This is a genomic window from Niastella vici, assembly GCF_002077945.1.
Lineage (GTDB): Bacteria > Bacteroidota > Bacteroidia > Chitinophagales > Chitinophagaceae > Niastella > Niastella vici.
Genome location: NZ_LVYD01000120.1, coordinates 1 through 2,661, shown reverse-complemented (window position 1 = coordinate 2,661; position 2,661 = coordinate 1). Strand labels below are relative to the sequence as shown.

General features: G+C 46.0%; 2 protein-coding genes. Both read right to left on the bottom strand.

Annotated elements, in window-relative coordinates:
- Positions 1-90: 90 nt before the first annotated feature.
- Positions 91-831 carry an IS21-like element helper ATPase IstB gene (istB, locus tag A3860_RS37590; protein WP_081155752.1) on the bottom strand — a complete coding sequence of 247 codons (741 nt, stop codon included), beginning with the start codon at positions 829-831 and terminating at the stop codon, positions 91-93.
- A gap of 26 nt (positions 832-857) precedes the next feature.
- Positions 858-2,372, bottom strand: a complete 1,515-nt coding sequence (gene istA / locus A3860_RS37585) for an IS21 family transposase (RefSeq protein WP_158085490.1) — start codon at positions 2,370-2,372, stop codon at positions 858-860.
- Positions 2,373-2,661 lie beyond the last annotated feature (289 nt).

The window sequence follows — 2,661 nt, the reverse complement described above, 5'->3', positions numbered from 1 at the left end:
TCATGTTGACCCAGGGTTCTTGCATGTTGACCCACCCCAGTTATTGGCAATAAGAGTAAGAGCTTGATGTGGCTTTAAAAATACAAAGAGCTATTGATTGGTTTTAGATTTTTTTCTTCTCAGGGATTCTCCTTTTAATTCTATACGGTTTGCATTAGCTGTCATCCTGTCCATAATGGCATCGGCGAGCGTAGGATCGCCTATATATTCATACCATTTGGCTACGGGAAGCTGCGACGTTAAAATAATGCTTTTCTTTCCGTAACGGTCTTCCAATAGTTGTAAAAGAGTAAGGCGGATCTCCTGGGTCAGAGGTTGCAATCCAAAATCATCAAGAATAATAAGGGTTTGGCGTTCAAGGTGATTGAGTAATTTAATGTAAGAACCATCCAGTTTTGATAGTGTAACCTTTTCAATAAGCCTGTTCATGTTCAGATAGGCAGTTTTGTATCCTTGCAGGCAGGCTTGGTGTCCAAGGGCGCAGGCGAGCCAGCTCTTGCCACAGCCGGTGGCGCCGGTAATTAATATATTTTCTCCCTGTTGCAAATAGCGGCCTTCTGCTAATGAAGCCAATTGTGGTTTGGTGAGATTGCGCGCAGCGCTGCATTCGATCTGCTCAACAGTGGCTGGTAGCCTTAGTTTGGCGAGCTTTAGGTAATAGGCTGTTTTTTCATTGGCACGGTTTAGTTCTTCGGATTGTAACAGGTAGGCAACAAGGTCATGTCCTTCCAATTGCTGGTCCATAGGGAGTTCCAGTTGTGAGCGATAGGCCTGGTACATGCCTTGCAGACGAAGCTGCTGCATTTGCTGCAATGTTTGTGTTGTGTTCATTGTTATACTGTTTTATGAGTAATTGATTATTGATAATGATCTTTACCCCTGATATTGTCATGGTCAGGCAAAGGCGGAGGAACTGGCAGCGATAGCTGCTTATCGAGTCCCCGCTCCAGGATGTTTTTTATCATGGTGTAGTTGACACGTGAGCCCTGCAGGGCTCTGGTGCAGGCAGCCTCCAATCGGGTGGCAGTATATTTTTTCTGCAGCATCAGCATACCGAAGCAAGCTTTATAGTTCTGCTCGATATAAATACTGTTTTCCAACATCAGGGTGACGGCCTGATGGGTGGAAGGCCCGATACGCGAAGCCTGCGTAAGCAGATCGTCGCGGTTCCAACCTTTGATCTGTTGCATGCGCTGGTGATGCGGCGGCATATGCTCTGCCAGGGTGGTGTAGGCCTTACTATTATTTTTACGGACATGCAAAGCAATGCGATCAGCCTCCAGGTATACTTCTACTACTCTTGCATCGTAGAGCACTTTTACTTTTTTACCTACATACTGGTAAGGGACACTATAGTAACGATGGTCTTCACTAAGCTGAATATGATAGTTGCGCTGCACGGTGAGCTGTACTACCTTTTTTGAACTAAACGGTTCAGCAGGCAAAGGTTTAAGCAAGTGGCGTTCCTGTTGTTCAAAAAAATACCGGCGGCTATACGGAGTGTTCTTATAAGGCTTGTCGTTGAGCAGGATCAGTTGCTCGTGCATGGCTGCGTTGAGTGCCGCCAGGCTGGTAAACTCCCGGTTACGCAGCGGCCCGTATACATGATTGTACACGATATTCACGGCCCGTTCCACCATTGCTTTATCTCGTGGACTATAGGGACGCGTGGCACTAAAGGTGGTGCCGTAATGCTCGCTAAGCTGCAAGCAGATATCAGTAAACTCTGGCTCGTAACGATCGGCACGCTTTACAGCGGTTCTTAAATTATCACAAACAATAGTAGCTGTAGCGCCACCATAGAACTTTGACATGGAATTAATGGAGTGGGCAAAGTCGGCGGTTCGCTGGGTGTGCACAGGGTGACAAAAGATAAAACCACTGAAAGGAAGGATAGCAACAAATACTTCACACTCGATGCGTTCACCGGTAGCCTGGTCAAGATAGTGCATCTTTTTACCGGCAAAATCAATCATGGTCATGTCTGCCGGCTCATACTCCAGATGCATTGACAAATCCCGATTTTTAAAATATTGTTCTAAATGGTAACAGTACCGGCTGTAACTGTATCCATCAGGATTTTGAGCCAGATATTCCTTCCATAGCAACTGCCGCGTAACGCCTGTTCTGGACAGCTCAGCCCCTGTGGCGCTAAAATGAGCTGTTACCTGCCGGAGGCGTTCTGCATCCAGTTCCAGAATATCATTGTTATACGCTTTATCGGTAAGGTCTCTGTCTGAATTATTTTCACTTGCCCTGAGCCGGGATAGATATTTACGAACGCTATTACGACTGATGCCAACACGACGGGCAATCTCCCTAATAGAAATACCATCGGCTTGAAGTTGAAGAACCTGTTTTAACTGTTCCATTGCTATCGGTTTTTGTGCCATGCTCCTTTATTTGAGGAGCAAAAAGACAGCAAGCAGAACTTTTATTACCATTTTGGGGGTGGGTCAACATGCAGGAATGTCAGATATCAGCCTGCAAAATACATCCGCATGGGTGGGTCAGCATACAGGAATAGCGAAGGAAAAACCGGCAGTGTGTGAGATTGTAAGTGGGTCAACATGCAAGAATATCGTCTGTAGAAAAAAACAGTCCCTTCTCCAGTAGGTGGGTCAACATGCAGGAATAGTGGGTCAACATAAACAAGAATGG

Coding starts and splice junctions, on each gene's coding strand:
- istB (WP_081155752.1), bottom strand. CDS start 831: ATGAACACAACACAAACATTGCAGCAAATGCAGCAGCTTCGTCTGCAA.
- istA (WP_158085490.1), bottom strand. CDS start 2,372: ATGGAACAGTTAAAACAGGTTCTTCAACTTCAAGCCGATGGTATTTCT.